A 20,736-nucleotide genomic window follows, 5' to 3' on the forward strand; every position below is an offset into this window, starting at 1 on the left:
GTGGCCGCCCTGGACGTCGTCGTCCGGGGCGGCCACCGACCCTATACGGAAGTGCGCGCGGGGTGGGCCCCGCGGGCGGTCACTTGCCGGCCGTGACGGTGTCGAACATCTCGGCGGTCAGCGGGCTGGCCGTCAGACCCTTGACCTTGCCGCTGGTGACGAGCGCCGGCGGGGAGTGGCTCACCGGGATGCCCGGCAGGTACTCCTCGGCGATGCGCTTGTTGATGTCCTGGTACGCGGCCTCGCGCTGACCCTCGTCGACGATGGCGTCGGCCTTCTTGAGGTCCTCGGACAGGGTCTTGCCCCACGGCATGACGCTCGTGTGGAAGTCGTTGCCCTTGATGTCGCTGAAGAAGGTGCCGAGGAAGTTGTCGGCGGCGTTGTAGTCACCGGTCCAGCCGAGCAGCCACATGTCGTACGCGCCGTTGGCCGACACGTCGTCGAGGTAGCCACCGTTCCACGGCTTGCTCACCGAGTCGACCTTGATGCCGACGGCCTCGAGGTCCTTGGTGAACGCGGCGTGGATCTTCTGCGGGTCCGGCATGTACGGCCGCGAGACCTCGGTCGGGAAGGCGAACTTGAGGGTCATGCCCTCGGCGCCGGCCTCCTTGAGCAGCGACTTGGCCTTCTCCGGGTCGTACGGGTACGGCTGGAGCGAGGTGTTGTAGCCGGACACGGTGTCGGGCATGAACTGCGAGGCCACCTTGGCGCCCTCGGGCAGCTGGCTCTTGACCATCTGGTCCCGGTTGAGCGCGTAGGCGATGGCCTGGCGGACCTTGAGGTCCTTGAGCTTCGGGTTCCGCTCGGGGTTCAGGCCCAGGTAGAGGATGTTGAACGCGGGCCGGACCTCGACCTTGTTGCCGGAGTCCTCGAGACCCTTCCAGTCGACCGGGTTCGGCAGGTCGTAGCCGTCGATCGAGCCGGCCTGCAGCTCCTGGCGGCGGGTGCTCTCGTCGGGGATGATCTTGAAGACGAGGGTCTTGCTCTTCGGCTTCTCGCCGTAGAAGGCGTCGTTGGCCACGAGCGTGACGGTCTTGTTCGCCTCGTCGTACTTCGAGAGCTTGTACGGGCCGATGCCGACCGGGTTCTTCGAGTACTCCGGGTAGGTGAAGCCCTCACCGGCGGTCTGGACGTTGTTCGCGTCGCCCTTCTCCAGCGCCGTCGGCGACTGCATCGAGAAGGAGTCGAGCGAGAGGATCGTCGGGAAGCTCGAGGTCGTGCGCGTCACGTTGATGACCGCGGTCGCGTCGTCCTTGGCCTCGCAGGACTTGTACAGCGAGCCGGACGGGTCGTCGCTGAAGGTCCCGAAGAAGTACGTCCAGTACTCGGCGGCGGTCTGGCCGGCGCCCTTCTGGTTGTACATGCGGTCGAGGTTGTAGCAGACGGCCTTGGCGTCGAAAGCGGTGCCGTCGGAGAACTTCACGCCCTGACGCAGCTTGAAGCTCCAGCTCAGGCCGTCCTCGGACGGGGTCCAGCTCTCGGCGAGCTCGGGCTGGATGTCGGCGGTGCCGGGCTTGATGCCGAGCAGGCCCGAGTGGATCTGCCGCGTGATGCGGAAGGTCTCGCCGTCGGTCGCGTACAGCGGGTCGAAGACGTCGGGGGCACCGGCGGCGCCGAAGGTGAACGTGTCCTTGACGTCGCCGCCGCTCGTGCCGCCGTCGCTACCGGAGTCCCGGTCGGACTGGGCACACGCGGACATGCTCAGGGCAGCCACCGTGAGCAGCACGAGTGGCGCCGTGCGCTTGAGTGTCATCAGTGTGAACCTCGCTTGGGTGTGCGGTCACTCTGACCGCCCGGGTCGGGCGGCTGAGGTCCACGCACGGCAGGGGTGAGCCCTCCCGTCCGCGGTTGCACGGACCCTAGCCAGCAAATCCGCTCGGGGGAACGCTCCGATCCCAGTGGTTACCCAAGTGAGACCGAACGAGCGCCGGAAGCCTTCCGGTGGGCGCCGGTCCTGCGGCGTTACACCCGATTCGGTGGCAGCCGCAATCCCTGAGAGACTGGTGGGCATGTCTGCCTCCCGCCGCGACGACCTCCGGAACGTCGCCATCGTCGCGCACGTCGACCACGGAAAGACCACGCTCGTCGACAAGATGCTCTGGCAGTCCGGAGCCTTCGGCGAGCACGACCACATCGCCGAGCGCGCGATGGACAGCGGTGACCTCGAGCGCGAGAAGGGCATCACGATCCTCGCGAAGAACACCGCCGTCCGCTACGCCGGCAAGGCCGCGGTCGACGCCGGCATCACCGACGGCATGGTCATCAACATCATCGACACCCCCGGCCACGCCGACTTCGGTGGCGAGGTCGAGCGCGGCCTGTCGATGGTCGACGGCGTCGTCCTGCTCGTCGACGCCTCCGAGGGCCCGCTGCCCCAGACCCGGTTCGTCCTGCGCAAGGCGCTCGCGGCCCAGATGCCCGTCGTCCTGTGCATCAACAAGGTCGACCGGCCCGACGCGCGCATCGCCGAGGTCGTCGACGAGGTCTACGAGCTGTTCATGGACCTGCTCGTCGACGCCGAGCACCACCAGGACCAGCTCGACTTCCCGGTCGTCTACGCCTCGGCGAAGGCCGGCATCGCCTCGCTGACCCGCCCCGCCGACGGCGGCCTCCCCGACGGCGACGACCTCGAGCCGCTGTTCCGCACGATCATCGAGACCATCCCGGCGCCGTCCTACGACTCCGACGCCCCGCTGCAGGCGCACGTGACCAACCTCGACGCCTCGAACTTCCTCGGCCGCCTCGCCCTGCTGCGTGTGCACAACGGCACGATCCGCAAGGGCCAGCAGGTGGCCTGGTGCCGCCGCGACGGCTCGATCTCGTCGGTGAAGATCACCGAGCTGCTCATGACCGAGGCCCTCGAGCGCCGCTCGGCCGAGTCCGCCGGCCCCGGCGACATCATCGCCGTCGCCGGCATCCCCGAGATCACCATCGGCGAGACCCTCGCCGACCTCGACGACCCGCGCCCGCTGCCGCTCATCACCGTCGACGAGCCGGCCATCTCCATGACCATCGGCATCAACACCAGCCCGATGGCCGGGCGGGTCAAGGGCGCCAAGGTCACCGCGCGCCTCGTCAAGGACCGCCTCGACCGCGAGCTGGTCGGCAACGTGTCGATGCGCGTACTGCCCACCGAGCGCCCCGACGCCTGGGAGGTCCAGGGCCGCGGCGAGCTCGCGCTGGCCATCCTCGTCGAGCAGATGCGCCGCGAGGGCTACGAGCTGACCGTCGGCAAGCCGGTCGTCGTCACCCGCGAGGTCGACGGCAAGGTCCACGAGCCGATCGAGCGCGTCACCATCGACACCCCCGAGGAGTACCTCGGCGCGATCACCCAGCTGCTCGCCGCCCGCAAGGGTCGCCTCGAGCAGATGACCAACCACGGCACCGGGTGGGTCCGGATGGAGTACCTCGTGCCGTCGCGCGGGCTCATCGGCTTCCGCACCCAGTTCCTCACCGACACCCGCGGCACCGGCATCGCGAACCACGTCTTCGAGGGCTACGAGCCGTGGCAGGGCGACATCTCGACCCGCATCAGCGGCTCGCTCGTCGCCGACCGCTCGGGGCCGGCCACCGCCTACGCCATGGCCAACCTCCAGGAGCGCGGCACGCTCTTCATCGCGCCGACGACCGAGGTGTACGAGGGGATGATCGTCGGCGAGAACTCGCGCGTCGACGACATGGACGTCAACATCACCAAGGAGAAGAAGCTCACCAACGTGCGCTCCGCCGGTGCCGACGTCCTCGAGCGGCTCGCGCCGCCGCGTGCCCTCTCGCTCGAGCAGTCGCTCGAGTTCTGCCGCGAGGACGAGTGCGTCGAGGTGACCCCGGAGGCCGTGCGCATCCGCAAGGTCGAGCTCGACCAGACCCTGCGCGCCCGCGCCGCCGCCCGGGCCAGGAGGAGCTGACCGACACCGCATGGCCAGGAGAGACCGCCACACCCCTGACGCGACCCCGGAGCACCCGACCCGCCGCTCGCAGCGGCGGGGCTCCCGGAGGCGTCGCCCCGTCCGCCTGCTGCTCGTGGTCGGCCTCGTCGTCGCCGCCCTCGTCGCGGCCGGTGTCGTCGTCGTCCGCCAGCGGGGGTCCGAGCCCACGCCCGACACCCTGCCGTCCTCCGCGGTCGGCGACCGGGTCGACACCCGCGGCGGCACGCTCAACGCCCTCTCGCTCGGGCCGGTCGCCACGTGGGACCCCCAGCGCATCGCGGCCCGGGGCGACATGGCCTTCGCCGGACGGGTCTTCGCGCGCTCGCTCACCGCGTACGAGGCGACGACCGACCCGAAGGCGCAGTCGACCGTCGTCGGCGACCTCGCGACCGACACCGGCACGCCGAGCAAGGACCTCAAGTCCTGGACCTTCACCCTCCGCGACGGCGTGCAGTGGCAGGACGGCAGCCCCGTCACCTGCGCCGACGTCGCCTACGGCATCTCCCGCACCTTCGCCACCCAGGACGTCGTGGGCGGACCCACCGACGCCCTCGCCGTGCTCGCGGTGCCGCGCAACGCCGACGGCACGAGCACCTACGCCGGGCCGTACGCCACCGGCGCGGCGGCCGAGAAGGGCCAGGCGGCCTACGACAAGGCGGTCGCCTGCGACGGCCGGCAGATCACCTTCACCCTGAGCACCCCGACCGGCGACTTCGCCGAGATGCTGGCCCAGCCGGCGTTCGGCCCGGTCAAGGAGTCGGTCGACCGCGGCGCGGACGGCTCCTACGACGTCTTCAGCGCCGGCCCGTACATGCTGCGCGGCACGTGGGAGAAGGGGCGCGGCGGGACGTTCGTCCGCAACCCGCACTGGTCGGCCGCGAGCGACCCGGTCCGCAAGGCCTACCCGGACGAGATCCGCTACCAGGAGGGCCTCGACACCCAGGCCGTCGCCCAGCAGGTCATGGCCGACAACGCCACCGGCCGGGTGTCGGTCTCGCTCGGGTCGGCCCCGCCGGCGATCCAGCAGCACATCACGGCCGTCCAGAGCCTCGAGGAGCGCTCGGTCAACCCGCTCACCGGCGTCGTCGACTACCTCGTCCCCAACACCCGCAGCGCGGTGTTCAAGGACGAGAAGGTCCGGCTCGCGCTGGCCGCCGCGACCAACCGCGACGCCTACGTCACGGCCATCGGCGGGAAGACCGCCGCCGACCCCGCCGTCTCGCTGCTGCCGCGCGCGCTGCCCGCCGCGCACGACGACGACCCCGTCGCGGCCGGCACGCGCGGTGACCCCACCCGGGCCAAGAGCCTGCTCGAGCAGGCCGGCGTCACCACGCCCGTGAAGTTCACCGTGGCCTACCGCTCCGACCCGACCGCCGACAAGGCGATGGCCGCCCTCGTCGCGAGCTGGCGGCAGGCCGGCTTCGAGCCGGAGACCAAGCCGGTCACCGACGACTACTTCGCGACGATCTCGGACCCCCGGACCGCGAAGGACGTCGACGTCTTCTGGTCGAACTGGGCGCCGGCGTGGGCCTCGGGCTCCACGGTCCTGCCCCCGCTGTTCGACAGCACGATCAACGTCACGGCAGCGGGCCCCGGGCGCGACTACGGCTACTTCACCGACCCCGAGCTCGACGAGCAGATGACCAAGACCTCGGCCGTCGCCGACCGCGAGGCCCGCGAGCGCGGCTGGGCCGACGTCGACCGCCGGCTGCTCCAGCAGGGCGCGTACATCGGGCTGGCCGAGCGGCGGGCGCTCTACGTCGCGGGCTCTGACGTGCGCAACCTGTCGTCCAACGGGGTGCTCGGGGGAGTGGTCGAGTTCGCCGACATCGCGGTCGTGCCGTGAGGGGGCTGCTCGACGACGTGCGTCCCGGAGACCGCCCGGGCCGCCTGCTCCTCGTGCACGCCCACCCCGACGACGAGACGCTGACCACCGGCGTCGCGATCGCCCACCACGTCGCGCGCGGCGACGAGGTGCACGTCCTCACCTGCACGCTCGGCGAGGAGGGCGAGGTCATCCCGCCCGGCCTGGCCCACCTCGAGGGTGACGGGCCGGCGCTCGCCGCGCACCGCCGCCGCGAGCTGGCCGCCGCGATGGCCGCCCTGGGCGTCACCCACCACCTGCTCGGGGCGCCCGGAGCGGGCGACGAGCCCGCCTTCCGCGACTCCGGGATGGCCGGGTCGGCGGCCGCCGCCGACCCGCGCGCCTGGGCCGGCGTGCCCCTCGAGGTCGCCGCGGCCGCGGTCGGCGAGGTGCTGGCCGCCGTCGACCCCGACGTCGTCGTCACCTACGACGCGGGCGGCGGCTACGGCCATCCCGACCACGTCCGCACCCACGAGGCCACCCGGGCGGCCGTCGCGGCGTCGCCGACCGCCGTGCCGCTGTTCGGCACCCTCACGCCGCTGACCTGGGCCGAGGAGGACGCCGCCTGGCTGCTCGAGCGGGTCCCCGCCTCCGACGGCTGGGTCCTGCCCGGCCCGGACAGCCCCTACGCTGCGAACGTCGTCCCGGACGAGGTCGTCACCCACGCCGTCGTCGACCCGGGGGTCGTCCCCGCCCAGGCCGCGGCCCTGCGGGCGCACGAGACCCAGGTCGTCGTCGGCGACGGCTGGTACGCCCTGTCCAACCGCCACGTCTTCCGGCTGCCCGGCCGCGAGGGCTTCGCGCGGCTCGACCCAGCGTCGGGTCGTCCCCTCCCGGAAGGAGCAGCGTGAGCGACCTCGACCCGGCCTTCTACCGCCAGGCCATGGGCCGCCTCGTCCAGGGCGTCAGCGTGCTGACCACCGTCGACGGCGGCCACGACCACGCGATGACCGCCGACACCGTCACGTCCGTGTCGCTCGAGCCGCTGCTCGTCCTCGTCTGCGTCGAGACCGAGGCGCGCTTCCACGACGCGGTGGTGTCCGCGGGGGTGTGGGGTGTCAGCGTCCTGGCCGCCGACCAGCGCCCGCTCTCGGAGTGGTTCGCCACCCGGGGCCGACCCCTCCACGGCCAGCTCGACCGCGCGCAGTTCACCCGCGGCCGGCACACCGGTGTGGCCCTGCTCGACGGGGCGCTGACCCACCTGGAGTGTCGCACCGTCGACGCCCACCCCGCGGGGACCATGTGATCGTCGTCGGGGAGGTCCTCGACATCGGGCTGCCGGACTCCGTCGGCCCGGCCCTCGTCCACTACCGCGGCCGCTACGGGAGCATCGCATGACCCAGGAGCTGTTCGACGAGACGTCGTGGGAGGAGGAGCCCTCCTGGGAGGACCCCGCCCCCGGCCCGCGCCGCTGGCCGTTCGCGGTGCTCGGCGGGCTCGTCGTGCTCGCCGCCCTCTACGGCGGCGCCGCCGCGTGGGCCGCCGACCGCGTGCCGCGCGGCACCACCGTGGCGGGGGTCGATGTCGGCGGCCAGGGGCCGCGGCGGCCCGCTCCACCCTCCAGCGCGCCCTCGGGGACCCCGCGTCGCTGCCGCTGACGCTCACCTCGGCGGCCGGCAAGGTCACGGTCAAGCCCACCGACGCCGGCCTCTCGGTCGACGTCCCCGCCACCGTCGACGGGCTCACGGGCTTCTCCCTCGCACCGGCCGACGTCTGGAAGCACGTCGCCGGCGGGGGCGAGGAGCCGCCCGTGGTCGACCTCGACGATGCGAAGCTGACGAAGGTCCTCGAGGGAGCCCGCTCGCGGCTCGACGGCAAGCCCACCGAGGGCAGCATCTCGCTGGCCGGCGGCAAGGTCGCGTACAAGGCCCCGGTCGAGGGCACGACCACCGACGTGCCCGGCACCCTCGCCGCGGTGCGGCGCTGGTGGCCGACCCAGGAGTCGGTCGCCGTGGCGGCCCGCACGACCCCGACCAAGGTCTCCGCCAAGGAGCTCGAGCGGGTGCGCGACGAGTTCGCCACCGTCGCGGTCTCGGCCCCCGTCACCGTCGCCGTCGGTGCCAAGAGCTTCCAGGTCGCACCGGCCGACTTCGCACCGGCCGTGGTCCTCGCCCCGGGCGCCGACGGCACGATCACCCCGAGGGCCGACGACAAGAAGCTGCGGGCCGTCGTGCACGAGGCGGCCACCGCCGCGAAGCTCGAGGTCGCGGCCAAGGACGCCGTCGTCACCTTCAAGGCCCGCAAGCCCACCGTCACCCCCAGCGTCGTCGGGACCGCCCTGGACGACGCCTCGATCTCGGCCGCCGTGTGGCAGGCCATCTCGACGAGCCAGCGCACGGCCACGGTGACGACCAAGGAGGTCCAGCCCGAGTTCACGACCGACGTGGCGAAGAAGACCCTCCCCAAGGAGAAGATCTCGACCTTCACCACCCGCTACGAGGCCGGGGCGCCCCGCGTGCACAACATCCGGCTCGCGGCCTCGATCATCAACGGCACCTACGTGCCCCGGGCGAGCAGTTCAGCATGAACGCCGTCCTCGGCGAGCGGACCCCCGACAAGGGGTACATCAAGGCGGGCATCATCCGCGACGGCCGGCTCGCCGAGAGCTACGGCGGGGGCATCTCACAGGTGTCCACGACGATCTTCAACGCCTCCTTCTTCGCCGGGGTGCAGCTCGACGCGTGGCAGGCGCACTCGTTCTACATCTCGCGCTACCCCGAGGGCCGCGAGGCGACCATCTCGTGGCCGGACCTGCACAACAAGTGGACCAACACGACGGACGGCGGGATCCTCATGGAGGTCTCGACGACCGCCACGTCGATCACCGTCACGTACTGGGGCACGAAGAAGTACGACGTCAAGGCCACGAAGAGCGCGCGGTACGACATCGTCGCGCCGAAGAAGATCACCGACGACAGCCCGACCTGCAAGCCGCAGAGCCCCGTCCCGGGCTTCAAGGTCGACATCGGCCGGATCTTCATGCAGGGCGGCAAGGTCGTGAAGACCTCCTCGTTCACGACCCGCTACGACCCCGAGGACGACGTCACCTGCACGAAGAAGGCTCCCTGACCGACCCCTGCCTCGTCCCTTCGGTCAGACCCGCCCGAGCGGGTGCACACCGGCCGCCACCTGCGCGTTAGCGTTTATCGACCGAGGGATGGAGGCCGGGGTGCGCAGGGGACACGCGTGGCGATCGGTCGTGCTCGCGACCGCGGCCGCCCTCCTCCCGCCACTGGCCCTGGCCGCCTCCGAGTCCGCTTCCGCGACACCGGTCCACGCGTCCGACGTCGCCGGGGCCCCGGGCCTGTCCGCACCCGTCCAACCCACCGCCGGCAGCTACCGGGCGGTCTTCCCGACCCGGCTCGTCGACACGCGGACCACCGGCTCCCGGCTGCGCCCCGGCGGACGGCTCGTCGTCCCGGTCCTGGGCCGCGCCGGCACCCCCACCTCGGGGGTCGGTGCCGTCCAGCTGCACGTCACCGCCGTCGGTGGCGCGAGTGCCAGCCACCTCACCGTGCACGCCTCCGGCACAGCCGTTCCCACCGCCTCCTCGCTGAACTTCGCGCCGGGCCTGGCGGTCGCCAACACCGTCCTGGCCCGCCCGGGGGCCGACGGCGCGGTCACCGTCACCAACGGCGCCTCGGCCGTCGACGTCGTCGTCGACGTCGTCGGCTGGTACGCCGCGAGCCCCCGCGCCACCTCCGAGGGGGTGCACCCGGTCGCACCCACCCGCGTCCTCGACACGCGCCGGGTCGGACGCCCGGTGTCGGTCACCCCGACGACGGTCCGGGTGACGACCGGTCCGGTGCCGGCCGGCGCCACCGCCGTCGTCGCGAACCTCACGACCGTGTCCGCCTCCGCGAGCGGGCTGCCGCTGCTCTCGTGGGCCAGCGGCCAGCCGCGCCCGACGACCTCGAACGGCAACACCGTGCGTGGCCAGGCCGTCGCCACCCAGGCCGTCGTGGGCGTGGGTCGTGACGGCCGCATCGCCCTCGCCACGGGCGGCGGCTCGACGCACCTCGTCGTCGACGTCGTCGGCTACGTCATCGGCCCGGGGTCGTCCGGGGGCCACCTCCGCCCGGTGCCCGCGACCCGCCTCGTCGACACCCGGACCACCGGTGTCCCCCTCGCGTCCGGCCAGCGGCTCGCCCAGCGGGTCACCGGGCGGGGCGGCGTGCCGGTCGGTGCGTCGGCCGCCCTGCTCACCGTCACCTCCGTCCCCGGCCGCGGTGCCACGGGGACGCTCGTCCTCGTCGGCAACGGCGAGCGCACCCCGCCGACCTCAGACCTCAACGCGCGCGCCGACGTCCCGGTGGCCCGCCAGGTGCTCGTGCCGCTCGGGGTCGACGGCGGGGTCGCCGTCGTGCGGTCCGGGGGCACCGGCCACGTGGTCGTCGACCTCGTCGGGTACGTCACCGCCGTCCCGGCGCCCACCGCGGTCGCCCCGGCGGCGGCCGCGACGCTGGCGCCGGGCGTCCCCGCGGGGCCGCTGCGCGACGAGGCCGTCTCCGTCCTCGGCAACGCCGTGCGCCACGGCCTCTCCGTCTGGTGGCCGCGCACCGCACCCTCACTGCTGGCGCGCCCGATGGACGGGAACGCCCAGTCCGACGCCACCGACGCGATCCGCCGCCTGTCGATGGAGGCGCTCGGGGTGTCGACGGCCCTCGCCACCGGCAGCTACGACCCGCAGGAGGCGGGGATGAGCCGCGCCCAGGGCCTCGCGGTCGTCGAGGAGGTCGTGGGCACGGTCGCCTGCCGGCACCGCGCGACGCGCCTCGGCGGGTGGGGCCACTCGTGGCAGAGCCCGATGTGGTCGTCGCTGGCCGCCCGCGCGGGTTGGCTGTCCTGGTCCGGGCTGACCGAGCGGACCCGTACGTGCGTGCGGGACATGGTCGTCTCCGAGGCCGACTTCGCGAGCACGGTCGCGCCCTACGTCATGGTCTCGCGCTCGGGCGTCGTGCTGCGGCCCGGCAACTCCGGCGCCGAGGAGAACTCGTGGTTCTCCCTCGCCCCGGCCGTCGCGCTGGCGATGCTCCCCACCGCCGAGCGCCGCGACACCTGGCGGGCCACGGAGGTGCGCTTCCTCGCGAACTCCTTCAGCCGCAAGGCCGACCTGACGAGCACCGCGTCCGTCGACGGCGTCCCGCTGCGCAGCCTGCTCGTCGGCTGGAACGTCAACGCCGACGGCTCGGTCGTCAACCACGACCGGATCGCGCCCGACTACTCGACGAACGCCTACCAGAACATCGACACCGTGCTCCTGGCCCGGCTGGCCGGTGCCGACGCCCCCGAGTCGGCCCTCGTCGGGCTCTCGTCCGTCTACGCGGGCCTCGCGACGAACGTCTACGACGTCGGCGCCGGGTACGCGGCCCCCGGTGGCTCGGTCTACCGCCCCAACACGGGGGACGGCCAGGAGCAGGCCGGCTACGGCGTCTACTACCCGCAGGGGTGCGACTGGGGCGAGGGGCAGGTGCTGCCCTTCGCGCTGCTCGACGCCCAGGCCGTCGCCTTCGGCTTCGACGACGGCGCCGAGGACCTCGACGCCCGGGGGTCGGCATCCCGGCACCTCGCCCACGCGGTGGAGATGCAGGCGCGCTCCGCCGACGGCCGGATGTACGTCGACCCCACCGAGTACACGTACGTCGGCCGCGAGGAGCACACCGCGCAGCTCGCGGCCCAGCTCGTCCTCACGCTGGTCCTCGCCCCGGCGGGCAGGGACGACGGCGACGACGACGGCGTCGAGGTGGCGCCGGAGGCCGTGTCGCCGACCGCACCGCTCGACGGCCCGCCGACCCCCGGCGACGAGTCGCGGCTCATCGACCCCCGGGTGTCGTCGGACCGCTGAGGGTGACGTACTCGTGGTGCGCCACGAAGCCCGCGCGCCGGTAGAGCGCCTGTGCCGCACCGTTGTCCGTGTCGGTCTGCAGGTGCAGCGACCGGATGCCCCGCTCCCGGGCCTCGAGGGCGAGTGCGGCGAGCAGGGCCGAGGCGACGCCCCGACGACGGGCCCGCGGAGCGACCCACATCGCGGCGATGCCGCCCCACGTCGCGGCCACCCCGAGCCGTCCGACCCCGAGCACGCCCTCGCCGTCGGCCGCGCTCGCGAAGACCTGCTCGGGCGACCCGGTGAGCACGGCCCGGGCCGGGCCGGCCGGCGCCTCGCGGTAGCCCTGGTAGGCGGCGAACCACTCGTCGGTGAGCGTGGTCGACGTCGTCACCGTGACGCCGGGGGAGGGGCCGGCCGGTGCGGTGCCGAGGACGGTGGCGACGGCGGCGGTGAGTGTGGTGGTCGGGACGCGCGGCTGGTAGCCGCGCCCGAGGAGCTCGGCGCCGAGGAGGTCGTCGGCGAGGACGAAGCCGACCGGGCCGGCCAGGGTCAGCCGGGGGGAGAGCGACCGGGCCCGGTACCAGGCCTGCACGGCGTCGACCGCCGCCGGCAGGGGACGCCCCGGGTCGCCGGCCGTCATCACCGAGTTCGCGCGCTGCGTGAAGCCACCGGCGGCCCGCAGCAGCCAGTCGCCGAGGTGCTCGGTGTCGGGAGCCGGCCACGCGCCGACCATCACGCGCTGGAGGTTCTCGACCGACAGGGCGAGGTGCGGCGCGCCGCGTCGCGACGGGGCGGGCGGCAGCTCCTTGACCACGGTGACGGCGGCCTGCGGGACGGCGACCTCGCCGCGGCGCGCGCGGACGAGCAGCACGGCCTCGTCGACGTGGACGAGCGTGCCGACGACGTCGGTGAGGGTGGCCCCGGTGAGGGGGTCCGGGGCCGGGAGACGGTGCCGCACGACGACCCGCGAACCCACCGGCGGCAGGCCCGCGGACCCAGACGTCGGAGGCTCCATGGCCCGCATAGTATGGGCGCCATGACGTACGTGATCGCGCAGCCCTGTGTGGACCTGAAGGACAAGGCCTGCATCGAGGAGTGCCCCGTCGACTGCATCTACGAGGGCGAGCGCAGCCTCTACATCCACCCCGACGAGTGCGTCGACTGCGGTGCGTGCGAACCGGTCTGCCCGGTCGAGGCCATCTACTACGAGGACGACGTGCCCGAGCAGTGGGCCGAGTACTACAAGGCCAACGTCGAGTTCTTCGACGACCTCGGCAGCCCGGGCGGCGCCGCCAAGCTCGGCGTCATCGCCAAGGACCACCCGATCATCGCCGACCTCCCCCCGCAGGAGCACGACGAGTGACGGGGTGCTGACCCTCCCCGACTTCCCCTGGGACTCGCTCGCTCCCGCCAAGGAGCGGGCGAGCGCCTTCTCCGACCCCTCGATCGAGGGTGAGGCCGGGCGCGGCATCGTCGACCTGTCCGTCGGCACCCCGGTCGACCCGACGCCCGAGGTCGTGCGCGCGGCCCTCGCCGCGGCCGCCGACGCGCCGGGCTACCCGCAGACGTACGGCACGCCCGACCTGCGCGAGGCCGTCGCCGCCTGGTTCGCGGCCCGGCGCGGGGTGCCGGGCCTCGACCCCGCCGGCGTCCTGCCGACCATGGGCTCCAAGGAGCTCGTCGCCTGGCTGCCGACCCTGCTCGGGCTCGGCGAGGGCGACGTCGTCGCGTTCCCCCGCGTCGCCTACCCCACCTACGACGTCGGCGCCCGGCTGGCCCGCGCCGTGCCGATGGCCGTCGACGGCCTCACCGCGCTCGGGCCGCTGACCCCCGCCACCACGCCGAAGCTGTTGTGGCTCAACAGTCCCGGCAACCCGACGGGTGCGGTGCTCGGGGTCGAGCACCTCGCGAAGGTCGTCGCCTGGGCGCGCGAGCACGGCGTGGTCGTCGCCTCCGACGAGTGCTACGCCGAGCTCGACTGGCGGCCGCGGGAGGCCGGCTCCACCGAGCCGCCGACCACCCCGTCGATCCTCGACCCCCGCGTCTGCGGCGACTCGCACGAGGGGCTGCTCGCGGTCTACTCGCTCTCCAAGCAGTCGAACCTGGCGGGGTACCGGGCGGCGTTCGTCGCCGGCGACCCGGCACTCGTCGGGCGGCTGCTCGAGGTCCGCAAGCACGCCGGGATGATCGTGCCGTGGCCGGTGCAGCGGGCGATGCTCGCGGCCCTCGGCGACACCGCCCACGTCGCGGAGCAGAAGGCCCGCTACGCCGCCCGGCGCGCGGTCCTGCGTCCGGCCGTCGAGGCCTTCGGCCTGCGGGTCGAGCACTCCGAGGCGGGGCTCTACCTCTGGGCCACGGCGGGGGAGCCGTCGCGGGTCACCCTCGACCGGCTGGCCGCGCGGGGCCTGCTCGTCGCGCCCGGCGACTTCTACGGTGCCTCCGGTCGCGAGCACGTCCGCATCGCCCTGACGGCGACCGACGAGCGCATCGCCGCTGCCGCCCGACGGCTGGGCTGACCGGAGCGGGGAATCTCACGCCGGCCCCGTTTCACCGCTCGCTGACTGGCGGGTAGGGTCGAAAAAACGTCCGAGCCACCCCCGAGACCCAGAGGATCGCGACATGACCGACGGAGCAACCCTCCACGCGGCGGGCAAGCAGCTCGACCTCGGCCTCGTCCCCGCCACCGAGGGCAACAGCGGGTACGACATCTCCGCCCTGCTCAAGGAGACCGGCAACGTCACCCTCGACGCCGGCTTCACGAACACCGCGAGCTGCACCAGCGCCATCACCTACATCGACGGCGACGAGGGCATCCTGCGCTACCGCGGGTACCCCATCGAGCAGCTCGCGAAGCAGTCGACGTTCCTCGAGACGTCGTACCTGCTCATCTACGGGTCGCTGCCGACCCCCACCGAGCTCGCCGACTTCGAGGCGCGCATCCGCGAGCACACGATGCTCCACGAGGACCTCAAGGGCTTCTTCCAGGGCTTCCCGCGCGACGCGCACCCGATGCCCGTGCTGTCCTCGGCGGTCTCGGCGCTGTCGACCTTCTACCAGGACAGCCTCGACCCGTTCGACCAGGAGCAGGTCGAGATCTCGACCATCCGCCTCCTCGCGAAGCTGCCGACCATCGCCGCGTACGCGTACAAGAAGTCGATCGGCCAGCCGTTCCTCTACCCGGACAACGACCTCAGCCTCGTCGAGAACTTCCTCCGGATGACCTTCGGCGTGCCGGCCACCGCCTACGACCTGGACCCCGAGATCGTCAAGGCCGTCGACCTGCTGCTCATCCTCCACGCCGACCACGAGCAGAACTGCTCGACCTCGACGGTCCGCCTCGTCGGCTCCTCGCAGGCCAACCTCTTCGCCTCGGTCTCGGCCGGCATCAACGCCCTCTTCGGCCCGCTGCACGGCGGCGCCAACCAGGCCGTCCTCGAGATGCTCGAGCGCATCGAGAACGCCGACTTCTCCACCGACGAGTTCATGAAGAAGGTGAAGAACAAGGAGGACGGCGTCCGGCTCATGGGCTTCGGGCACCGGGTCTACAAGAACTACGACCCGCGCGCGGCGATCATCAAGGACACCGCGCACAGCATCCTCGAGAAGACCGGCGGTGGTGACCACCTGCTCGAGATCGCGATGCGCCTCGAGGAGATCGCCCTCGCCGACGACTACTTCGTCGAGCGCAAGCTGTACCCGAACGTCGACTTCTACACCGGCCTGATCTACAAGTCGATGGGCTTCCCGACGCGGATGTTCACCGTCCTCTTCGCCCTCGGCCGCCTGCCCGGCTGGATCGCCCAGTGGCGCGAGATGATCCAGGACCCGACGACCAAGATCGGCCGCCCGCGGCAGGTCTACACCGGTGAGGGCGAGCGCGACTACGTGGCCCTCGACCGGCGCTGACCCACCGTCCCCGGCCTCGAGTGCGGAAGTGGTCGCCCCGGCGACCGTTTCCGCACTCGACGCGTGAGGGGGCGGGGTAGCAGGGGGTCAAGCGAGGTGGATGACGACCTCGCGCTCGTCGGTGGACCCGCCCGTCGACCAGGCGAGCGCGGCGTCCTCCATCGACCGGGTCCACTCGCGCCCGTTCGTCGACACCCGGACGACGCCGGTGTCGGTGGCCCGCGCCACCGCCCACGAGCCGACCGCCCAGGCGAGGTCCTGCGAACCCGCCCGCACCCGCACCGTCGAGCCCTCGACCGTGCCCTTGATGCCGAAGTCCTTGGCGAGCAGCGCGGCGACCGCCTCGGCCGAGCCCGGTGACTCCGGGTCGCGCAGGGCGCAGCCGATGCCCGCGTGCGTCTGGCCGGAGAGCACCGACGCCGTCGCCCGGGCTTGGGCTTCGTGCTGGGCGTACGCCTCGCCGGCCGCCGAGCGCTGCACCGCCTGCGCGGCCTTGGCGATGTCCATCGAGGTGTAGCCCTTGACCTTGACGAGGGCGTCGTAGAACTTGTTCGTCGAGTACTCGGGGTCGAGGATCTGCTCGGCCGAGCCCCAGCCCTGCGAGGGCCGCTGCTGGAACAGCCCGAGCGAGTCGCGGTCGCCGAAGCGGACGTTGCGCACCTTCGACTCCTGCATGGCCGTCGCGATGGCGATCGACGCGGCCCGCGGCGGCAGGTCGCGCTGGACCGCGATGGCCGTGATGGCGGCGGCGTTGCTCGCCTGGTCCGGACCCCAGTCCCAGCCCGCCCCGGCGGCGGTGACCCGGCACTGCTCGCCCGACACCGCGTGGACGAGCCGCTGGATGCCGACCCAGCCGCCGGCGACGAGCACCCCGAGGACGAGCAGCGTGACCCCCGCGGCGACCCACCGGCGCCGGCGGGTGCGCGGCCGCTCCTCGGCGAGCGTCACGGCGCCCCGGGGCGTGCGCGGCATGGCGTGGTCCTCCGGTGGGTCGTGGGCGGGTGGACGAGCGGGCGGGTTGACGAGGGGGTCAGTCGTTGGCGTGCAGGGCGGAGTTGAGCACGATGCCGTGCCCGTCGCGCGGGCGGGCCTCGACGGTGCCGGTGACCGAGTTGCGCAGGAACAGCAGGCTCGACTGCCCGGACAGCTCGCGCGCCTTGGTGACCGTGCCGTCGGGCAGGGTCACCTTCGTGCCGGCCGTCAGGTAGAGCCCGGCCTCGACGACGCAGTCGTCACCGAGCGCGATGCCGAGCCCGGACTCGGCCCCGAGCAGGCAACGCTCGCCGATGCTCACGCGTTCCGTGCCCCCGCCGGACAGGGTGCCCATCGTCGAGGCGCCGCCGCCGATGTCGGAGCCGTCGCCGACGACGACCCCCTGGCTGATCCGGCCCTCGACCATCGAGGTGCCGAGCGTGCCGGCGTTGAAGTTCACGAAGCCCTCGTGCATCACCGTGGTGCCGCTCGCGAGGTGGGCGCCGAGCCGGACGCGGTCGGCGTCGCCGATGCGCACGCCGGACGGCACGACGTAGTCGACCATCCTGGGGAACTTGTCGACGCCGAGCACCTGCACCGGGCCGCGCACCGACAGCCGGGCCCGGGTGGCCTCGAAGCCGTCGACGGCGCACGGGCCGGCGGTGGTCCACACGACGTTGGGCAGCACACCGAAGAGGCCGTCGAGGTTGACCGTGTTCGGGGCGACGAGCCGGTGGGAGAGCAGGTGCAGGCGCAGGTAGGCGTCCTCGGTGGAGACCGGGGCGGCGTCGAGGTCGACCTGCACGGTGACCGCCTCGCGGGCCACCCGGCGGGCGTCGTCGGCGGTCACGAGGGCCGCCAGCTCGGCCGGGACGTCGGAGCCGTCCGGGGTGCCGAGCGCGGGGGCGGGGTACCAGGCGTCGAGGACGGTGCCGTCGTGGGTCCTCGTGAGCAGGCCGTGGGCCCAGGCGGTGCGCGTCATGGGCCCAAGGGTACGGGGGAGGGGGCGCCGGCCGGGTGGCCCCCCGGTGCCTCACTAGGGTGGTCGGCATGGCTGCGAGCACCCCCGCCCTCGACCTCTCCCTCGACGTCACCGCCCTGACCGCCGCGATCTGCGACGTCCCGTCGGTGAGCCTCGACGAGGCCGCCCTCGCCGACGCCGTCGAGGCCGCGGTGCGCGCCACGGGCCGCCTCGAGGTCACGCGCATCGGCCGGACCGTCGTCGCCAGAACCGACCTCGGCCGGGCCGAGCGGGTCGTCCTCGCCGGGCACCTCGACACCGTGCCGCTGACCACCGACCCCGAGAACCTGCCGACGCGCCGGGTCGAGGGCGCCGACGGCGAGGTGCTCTGGGGCCGGGGCACCGTCGACATGAAGGGCGGGGTGGCGGTGATGCTCCGGGTCCTCCACGAGCTCGCCGAGCCGAGCCGCGACGTCACCTACGTCTTCTACGAGGGCGAGGAGATCGACTCGCAGTACAACGGCCTGCTCCACGTGCAGCAGCAGGCGCCGCACCTCATCGACGACGCCGACTTCGCGGTCCTCCTCGAGCCCACCGACGCCCGGGTCGAGGGCGGCTGCAAGGGGACGCTGCGCGCGGAGGTGTGGACCAAGGGCATCGCGGCCCACTCGGCGCGACCGTGGAAGGGGCACAACGCGATCCACGACGCCGCCGAGGTGCTGGCCCGGCTCGTCGACTACCGCCCGCAGACCCGCGAGGTCGACGGGCTCGAGTTCGTCGAGGCGTTCAACGCGGTCAAGGTGGAGGGCGGCATCGCGGGCAACGTCATCCCCGACCGCTGCGTCGTCACCGTCAACTACCGGTACGCGCCCTCGCTGTCGGAGGAGGACGCCGACGCCCACGTGCGCGAGGTGTTCGCCGGCTTCGAGGTCGAGGTCGTCGACAACGCCGGCGGCGCCCGCCCGGGGCTGCACCTGCCGGCGGCTCGGGCCTTCGTCCAGGCCCTCGGCCTGCCCGTCGAGGCCAAGCAGGGCTGGACCGACGTCGCGCGCTTCTCGGCGATGGGCGTTCCGGCCGTCAACTTCGGCCCCGGCGACCCCAACCTCGCGCACATGGACGACGAGCAGTGCCCGGTGCGCCAGTACGTCGACTGCGAGGCCGCGCTGCTGCGCTGGCTCGGCTGACGCCGCGCACCGCGCGGCTAGGGTGACGACCGTGGAGACCCCGACGCCGCCCGAGCCGCCCGCACCGCGCCCCGGCGACCGCGACTACTTCCAGGGTCCGGTCGTCATGCGCGGGTCGCAGGTGCCGCGCTCGACGACCGACCAGCGGCTGCTCGACTCCCGGGGCTCGACCGACTGGCTGCACGCCGACCCGTGGCGCGTCATGCGCATCACCTCCGAGTTCGTCAACGGCTTCGGGGCGCTCGCCGAGCTCGGCCCGGCGGTCAGCGTCTTCGGTTCGGCGCGCACCCGCCCCGACGCCCCCGAGTACCGGCTGGGCGAGCAGGTCGGCCGCGCACTGGTCGAGGCCGGCTACGCCGTCATCACCGGCGGCGGTCCCGGTGCGATGGCCGCGGCGAACAAGGGGGCGCGCGAGGCGGGCGGGGTCTCGGTCGGCCTCGGCATCGAGCTGCCGTTCGAGGCCGGCCTCAACCCGCACGTCGACCTCGGCGTCAACTTCCGCTACTTCTTCGCCCGCAAGACGATGTTCGTCAAGTACGCCTGCGGGTTCATCGTGCTGCCCGGTGGCTTCGGCACCCTCGACGAGCTCTTCGAGGCGGTGACCCTCGTCCAGACCCAGAAGGTCACGGGTTTCCCCATCGTGTTGCTCGGGACGGAGTACTGGGGCGGGCTGATCGGCTGGCTGCGCGACACCGCGGCCGCGTCCGGGACGATCAGCGAGAAGGACCTCGCGCTCCTCACCGTCACCGACGACGTCGACGAGGCGGTCCGCACGGTCGTCGAGGCCGACCGCAGCGCCGGCCGCGGGCTGTCCGCCCCGAGCACGCACGCGGAGTAGCCGCAGGGCCGGACCGTAGGATCGGGGGGTGGTCCCCGTGCTCCTCGTCCTCGTCGCCGTCGCGCTCGTCGCGACCGTCCTCGGGGTCGCGACCGGACGCCTGCGGGTCGACCCCCTCGCCGACGCGGTGACGACCACCCCCGACCACGGCCTGCCCGACGAGCCGGAGGCCGCCGACGTCGACACCGTCCGCTTCGACACCGCCGCGCGCGGCTACGCGATGGCCGACGTCGACGCCCACCTCGACGCCCTGCGCGAGACGCTCGCCGAGCGCGAGCGCGAGGCCGCCGCGCTGCGCGACCGGGAGGACTGATGGCCTTCACGGTCCGCCGCACGACGAGCCTGCCGCGGGAGCGGGCGTGGGAGGTCGTCACCGACCTGCCCGAGCACACGCGGCACGTGCCGCTCACCGACGTCGCCGTGCCGGAGGGGGCCTCGTGCTCGGGGCCGAGGTCAACGCGGTCACCCGACTCGGGCCGGTCGCCGGCGCCGACCGGATGCTCGTCACCGCCCTCGAGCCCGGCCGCCGCCTGCGGCTGGTCAAGACCGGGTGGTTCCTGCGCGGCTGGGCCGACATCACCGTCGACGAGGCGCCGGGCGCCGCGGGCCGGACCGAGGTCGTCTGGACCGAGGAGATCTGGCTGCCCGGGCTGCGCCGGCTCACCCGCCCGCTCGGCGACCGGCTCGGACCGCTGCTCTTCGGCCGGGTCGTCGAGGGCCTCGTCGCCGGGGCCGAGGCGCGCGCGGCCACCGACGCGCGGGCGGCCACCGACCCTCCCGCCGGGGGTCGTCGTGACCTGGTCGGTGCTCGCCGCGCTCGTCGGGGTGGGTGCGGTCGTCGCCGGCGCCTGGTGGCTGGGCCGCGACCGCCCGGGCGCCGCACCCGTCCCGGACGCCGTGGGCGTCGCCGACCCCACCTACCGGCTGACCTTCCGCGGGTACCGGATGGACCAGGTCGACGAGGTCGTCGACCGGCTCGAGGCGCGGATCGCCTCGCGGGAGAACGAGATCGCCCGGCTCAAGGGGCTCGACGTCATGGCACCCGATGCCGCCGCAGCCGGCACCACCACACCCTTCGCACCCCCGGACCGCCCCCCGGCCACCGCCGACCCGGAGGACGACCCGCCCCCCGACCCCGTCCGGCAGCCGGGCGTGACCCCGTTGCCGGACGCCCCGCGCCGCTGACCCGCTGGGACCTCCTCGCCCCGCTGGCCTACCTCGCCGTCGCCGCGTACGTGACGATGCACCTCCTCGGGCG

General features: G+C 73.4%; 19 protein-coding genes. 15 read left to right on the forward strand and 4 right to left on the reverse strand.

Annotated elements, in window-relative coordinates; translation table 11 throughout:
* Positions 1–79: 79 nt before the first annotated feature.
* Positions 80–1,753, reverse strand: coding sequence for an ABC transporter substrate-binding protein (locus tag G7075_RS01670; protein WP_166118253.1), 1,674 nt, complete (start codon positions 1,751–1,753; stop codon positions 80–82).
* Positions 1,754–2,009: 256 nt separating this feature from the next.
* Here G7075_RS01670 and typA point away from each other — a divergent pair, with 256 nt between their 5' ends.
* The 8 genes from typA to G7075_RS01705 all read left to right on the forward strand — a co-directional run bounded on the left by typA (position 2,010) and on the right by G7075_RS01705 (position 11,635).
* Positions 2,010–3,905, forward strand: coding sequence for a translational GTPase TypA (gene typA / locus G7075_RS01675; RefSeq protein ID WP_166118256.1), 1,896 nt, complete (start codon positions 2,010–2,012; stop codon positions 3,903–3,905).
* 10 nt (positions 3,906–3,915) lie between these two features.
* Positions 3,916–5,772 (forward strand): ABC transporter substrate-binding protein, encoded by a 1,857-nt coding sequence (locus G7075_RS01680; protein ID WP_166118259.1) that lies wholly within the window; start codon positions 3,916–3,918, stop codon positions 5,770–5,772.
* A complete protein-coding gene (locus G7075_RS01685) occupies positions 5,769–6,641 on the forward strand; it encodes a PIG-L family deacetylase (RefSeq protein WP_240917808.1) in 873 nt (290 codons plus the stop codon). Before G7075_RS01680 ends, G7075_RS01685 begins: the two co-directional genes overlap by 4 nt.
* Positions 6,638–7,036 carry a flavin reductase family protein gene (locus tag G7075_RS01690; RefSeq protein WP_371814151.1) on the forward strand — a complete coding sequence of 133 codons (399 nt, stop codon included), beginning with the start codon at positions 6,638–6,640 and terminating at the stop codon, positions 7,034–7,036. Before G7075_RS01685 ends, G7075_RS01690 begins: the two co-directional genes overlap by 4 nt.
* A gap of 88 nt (positions 7,037–7,124) precedes the next feature.
* Positions 7,125–7,388, forward strand: coding sequence for a hypothetical protein (locus tag G7075_RS20570; protein WP_240917809.1), 264 nt, complete (start codon positions 7,125–7,127; stop codon positions 7,386–7,388).
* 503 nt (positions 7,389–7,891) lie between these two features.
* Complete coding sequence (locus G7075_RS20575; RefSeq protein ID WP_371814265.1) at positions 7,892–8,317, forward strand: peptidoglycan binding domain-containing protein; 426 nt, start codon at positions 7,892–7,894, stop codon at positions 8,315–8,317.
* Positions 8,314–8,859: a VanW family protein gene (locus G7075_RS01700; protein WP_166118265.1), complete on the forward strand. Its 546-nt coding sequence runs from the start codon at positions 8,314–8,316 to the stop codon at positions 8,857–8,859. The genes G7075_RS20575 and G7075_RS01700 overlap by 4 nt, the downstream gene beginning before the upstream one ends.
* 130 nt (positions 8,860–8,989) lie before the next feature.
* Entirely contained in the window at positions 8,990–11,635 is a 2,646-nt protein-coding gene (locus G7075_RS01705) for a hypothetical protein (RefSeq protein WP_166118268.1), read from the forward strand.
* On the opposite strand, the gene G7075_RS01710 is transcribed toward G7075_RS01705, so the two are convergent.
* Positions 11,604–12,632 carry a GNAT family N-acetyltransferase gene (locus G7075_RS01710; protein ID WP_166118271.1) on the reverse strand — a complete coding sequence of 343 codons (1,029 nt, stop codon included), beginning with the start codon at positions 12,630–12,632 and terminating at the stop codon, positions 11,604–11,606. The two genes, G7075_RS01705 and G7075_RS01710, sit on opposite strands and share 32 nt — an antisense overlap.
* A gap of 21 nt (positions 12,633–12,653) precedes the next feature.
* Between G7075_RS01710 and fdxA the strand changes: the two genes are divergently transcribed.
* From fdxA to G7075_RS01725, 3 genes are all read left to right on the forward strand, one after another.
* The gene (fdxA, locus tag G7075_RS01715) at positions 12,654–12,980 is read left to right on the forward strand and encodes a ferredoxin (protein WP_166118274.1); all 327 of its coding nucleotides are present in this window, start codon (positions 12,654–12,656) and stop codon (positions 12,978–12,980) included.
* Between the two features lie 4 nt (positions 12,981–12,984).
* Positions 12,985–14,133, forward strand: a complete 1,149-nt coding sequence (gene dapC / locus G7075_RS01720; RefSeq protein ID WP_166118277.1) for a succinyldiaminopimelate transaminase — start codon at positions 12,985–12,987, stop codon at positions 14,131–14,133.
* A 103-nt stretch (positions 14,134–14,236) separates the two neighbouring features.
* Positions 14,237–15,523: a citrate synthase gene (locus tag G7075_RS01725; protein WP_166118280.1), complete on the forward strand. Its 1,287-nt coding sequence runs from the start codon at positions 14,237–14,239 to the stop codon at positions 15,521–15,523.
* Positions 15,524–15,610: 87 nt separating this feature from the next.
* On the opposite strand, the gene G7075_RS01730 is transcribed toward G7075_RS01725, so the two are convergent.
* On the reverse strand, positions 15,611–16,495 hold the full coding sequence (locus G7075_RS01730; protein WP_166118283.1) for a hypothetical protein: 885 nt from the start codon (positions 16,493–16,495) through the stop codon (positions 15,611–15,613).
* Positions 16,496–16,553: 58 nt separating this feature from the next.
* Positions 16,554–17,477 (reverse strand): 2,3,4,5-tetrahydropyridine-2,6-dicarboxylate N-succinyltransferase, encoded by a 924-nt coding sequence (gene dapD, locus G7075_RS01735; protein WP_166118286.1) that lies wholly within the window; start codon positions 17,475–17,477, stop codon positions 16,554–16,556.
* Positions 17,478–17,545: 68 nt separating this feature from the next.
* Between dapD and dapE the strand changes: the two genes are divergently transcribed.
* The 4 genes from dapE (at position 17,546) to G7075_RS01755 (ending at position 20,663) form a co-directional block, all read left to right on the forward strand.
* Positions 17,546–18,640, forward strand: coding sequence for a succinyl-diaminopimelate desuccinylase (gene dapE, locus G7075_RS01740; RefSeq protein WP_166118289.1), 1,095 nt, complete (start codon positions 17,546–17,548; stop codon positions 18,638–18,640).
* Between the two features lie 106 nt (positions 18,641–18,746).
* A complete protein-coding gene (locus G7075_RS01745; protein ID WP_166124166.1) occupies positions 18,747–19,478 on the forward strand; it encodes a TIGR00730 family Rossman fold protein in 732 nt (243 codons plus the stop codon).
* Between the two features lie 28 nt (positions 19,479–19,506).
* Positions 19,507–19,791 carry a DivIVA domain-containing protein gene (locus tag G7075_RS01750; RefSeq protein ID WP_166118292.1) on the forward strand — a complete coding sequence of 95 codons (285 nt, stop codon included), beginning with the start codon at positions 19,507–19,509 and terminating at the stop codon, positions 19,789–19,791.
* Positions 19,792–20,270: 479 nt separating this feature from the next.
* Entirely contained in the window at positions 20,271–20,663 is a 393-nt protein-coding gene (locus G7075_RS01755) for a DivIVA domain-containing protein (RefSeq protein WP_166118295.1), read from the forward strand.
* The last annotated feature ends 73 nt before the right edge of the window (positions 20,664–20,736 follow it).

Source organism: Phycicoccus sp. HDW14 (assembly GCF_011383005.1).
Taxonomy (GTDB): domain Bacteria; phylum Actinomycetota; class Actinomycetes; order Actinomycetales; family Dermatophilaceae; genus Phycicoccus.